At 30.5% G+C, this 2,868-nt stretch carries 3 protein-coding genes and 1 pseudogene; 1 reads left to right on the top strand and 3 read right to left on the bottom strand.

Translation table 11 applies throughout. The features are described 5' to 3' along the window. Positions 1–770 (top strand): ParA family protein (locus ACMOUI_RS11375; RefSeq protein ID WP_418965811.1); only part of this gene is annotated, 770 nt, incomplete at its 5' end. Positions 771–939: 169 nt separating this feature from the next. On the opposite strand, the gene ACMOUI_RS11370 is transcribed toward ACMOUI_RS11375, so the two are convergent. The 3 genes and pseudogenes from ACMOUI_RS11370 to ACMOUI_RS11360 form a co-directional block, all read right to left on the bottom strand. After that, positions 940–1,137 (bottom strand): YwbE family protein, encoded by a 198-nt coding sequence (locus tag ACMOUI_RS11370; protein WP_418965810.1) that lies wholly within the window; start codon positions 1,135–1,137, stop codon positions 940–942. A gap of 110 nt (positions 1,138–1,247) precedes the next feature. Then, a complete protein-coding gene (locus ACMOUI_RS11365; protein ID WP_418965809.1) occupies positions 1,248–2,630 on the bottom strand; it encodes a short-chain fatty acid transporter in 1,383 nt (460 codons plus the stop codon). Positions 2,631–2,708: 78 nt separating this feature from the next. Further along, positions 2,709–2,868, bottom strand: a pseudogene (locus tag ACMOUI_RS11360) (electron transfer flavoprotein subunit alpha/FixB family protein); the annotation flags it as partial.

Genomic DNA, 2,868 nt, shown 5'->3' with positions numbered 1-2,868 from the left:
GAGTAAATACTTTAGACAATATTGTGAGAATAAAGCCAAAGATGGAGGGGAAAATGGATAAAAAAGGGAAAGTATATACAATAAAAGTTAATAAAGGTGGAGTAGGAAAAACTTTTTTAACAGTTCAATTATCAATAGGACTAGAGGTGATAGGGAAAAAAGTTTTGATATTGACATCAGACTTTCAAAGCAATGTATTAGATTATACAGATGCGCGGGAGGATAAAGATGTTTTTAATAGAGGGTTAAAATCTTTTGTAAAAGGAGTAGATAGAGATATTGTGAGAATAAGAAGGGATGTTAGCTTTATTCCACTTGAAGACTCTAAATTTTCCTCAGCATTTTTAAGTGATTTACCTAATTTTATAGAAAGAATGAAAACACAGTATGATTATATATTGATAGATAGCGATCCAAATATAAAATTAGATACCATATTCGTAGAGTGTTCAGATAAAGTTATTATACCTTGTTTTTGCGATAGAGTTACAGTTGAAGGAGTTATAAAGGTAGTTGAGGAAGTTGGTATTGATAAAGTATTTTCAATAATAGTAAATAAGTATAGAAATACAGTAAATCAAAATAAATACTTAAAAGATTTAAAAAAAATTATAGGTAATACTACAATATTGCTTCCTGAACCAATAAAGGAATTATCACAAATTGAAACTCTTATAGAAAAAGGGCAAAGTATTTGGGAAGCAACTTCTAACACCGAGAGAATACATGAGGCTCAGAATAGTTTGATAGAAATAATAAAAAAGATGTAACACATGTGTTACATAGAGAAAATTTGTGTTACAGTTTTATACTGTTAAAAAGTTTGCTTAAATTTACAAACTCTAAAAAATTTAGAGTAGTGTTTATATTTTTTAGGGATGTCTCTTTGAGAGGCATCCCTTTTTAAATATTTAATTATATATAACGCCATAATAATTTTTAGATATTTTTAATCTCTTGTACTCTTCCAATAGTCCCATCTTGAAGTCTGACTTTTATCCCATGAGGATGAGTGTTAGAATTTGTAAGGATATCTTTTACAACTCCTTCAGTTAATTTTCCAGTTCGTTGATCTTCTTTTTTTACTATCAAAACTTTTAAACCAGCCTTGATATCTTTTCTATTTTTCCCATTCATATTATCTCCTTAAAAATTTAGATTTGACTCATATTATACAGTATAGTTTTATTAAAGTAAAATAAAGAAATTTTAAAAAAGGACAAAGATTTTAATCCTTGTCCTTTTTTTTATAGAAAAGTTAACCCCAACGTAATAATAATACCAGAGTAGATTGTAATAATAACACCATATCCCATGATATCCTTTGCTCCCAATTTAGCTATACCTAAAGCAGGTAGAGCCCAAAATGGCTGAATCATATTAGTCCATGCATCTCCCCAAGCTATAGCCATACCAGTTTTTGCTGTAGAAACTCCAAGTTCTACACTAGCTGGCATCATAATAGGAGCTTGAACAGCCCACTGTCCACCACCAGATGGAACAAAGAAGTTAACAATTCCAGCACTCAAGAAAGTTAAACCTGGGAATGAAAGAGCTGTAGATGAACTGATAAAACTTTGGGATATAATACCTGCTAAAGACGCCCCATCACTATTTTGTCCTACCATCATTCCCATGATACCAGCATAGAAAGGAAATTGTAAAATAATTCCAGATGCACCCTTACATGCATTTCCAAAAGCTAAAAGTAGATTTTTAGGAGTTTTGTGAGCTACAATAGCAGTGACTAAAAATATCATATTTACAATATTAAGATTCAAATCAAAACCTTTTTGAATAAAATAATCTATTATATATGTGTATCCAAGAATTCCTATAAGAATATTGACAATAGGACTATTTTCAATTTTATCAGCAGGAGTCATCCCTGTTTTATCAAAAATTATAGGTTGAACATCATCTTCTAAAAGTGATGTATCAACTTGAAATATATCTTCCTTATTTTTAGGATGCATAGCAGCATTTAATAGAGGAAGTGTAAATAATAAAACGAAAAGAATAATTAAATTATATGATGAAAATATTGTTTGAGAGGTACTAATCCCTTTATCTAAAGCTCCAGCTGTAGCTTTAGATAGATTTCCAGAAGCTAAAGTAAGAGGTATAGAACCTGAAATTCCTCCATGCCATAATAGGAATCCAGAATATGCAGAAGCAATTAGAAGTCTATAGTCAACACCTTTTACTTTTTTAGCAATCTCTTTAGCATAGATAGCTCCAATGACAAGACCAAATCCCCAGTTTAAAATACAAGCTATTCCAGATATAAATGTAACATAGATAATAGCTTGTATTGGAGATTTAGGTAGATTAGAAAGCTTATCTAAAATTCGTTTAAAAAAAGGAGCAGTTGCTAAGGTGTGACCTGTAACAAGAACCATGACCATCTGCATTGAGAATGCTAGAAGAGACCAAACTCCATTTCCCCAGTGCATAGCCATTTGAAAAGGAGACTGTTTAGTTGTTATAGTTGCAGCAATAAAAACTATAAATGTAAGAATAGCTGCAAAAAGAAAAGCATCAGGTAGATATTTTTGCATTATAGTAACACATAGTTGAGTGAATTTTTCAAAAAGATTAAATTGTTTATGTTTAACTGTTTTATTCAATTTTCATACCTCCAATATCTTATTTAAAAAAGCAAAGGATAATTTTATCCTTTGCTTTAAAGTGGTAACTTTTAAGATTTATCTCTCAGCTTTAGCTTTTCTAATCTCTTCAACTAAATAAGTTGCTGTTTTTCCTAAATCAGTTACTAGTCCTAAATCTGCTACTCCAAAAATAGGTGCCGCTTTATCCTTATTTATAGCTATTATGTACTCTGACTCTTCCATACCAGCCAAGTGC

Origin of the sequence: Cetobacterium sp. (assembly GCF_048470075.1) — a bacterium.
Lineage (GTDB): Bacteria > Fusobacteriota > Fusobacteriia > Fusobacteriales > Fusobacteriaceae > Cetobacterium_A.
Note: the sequence above shows the minus strand (reverse complement) of the source record. Positions and strands in the feature narration are given on the sequence as shown.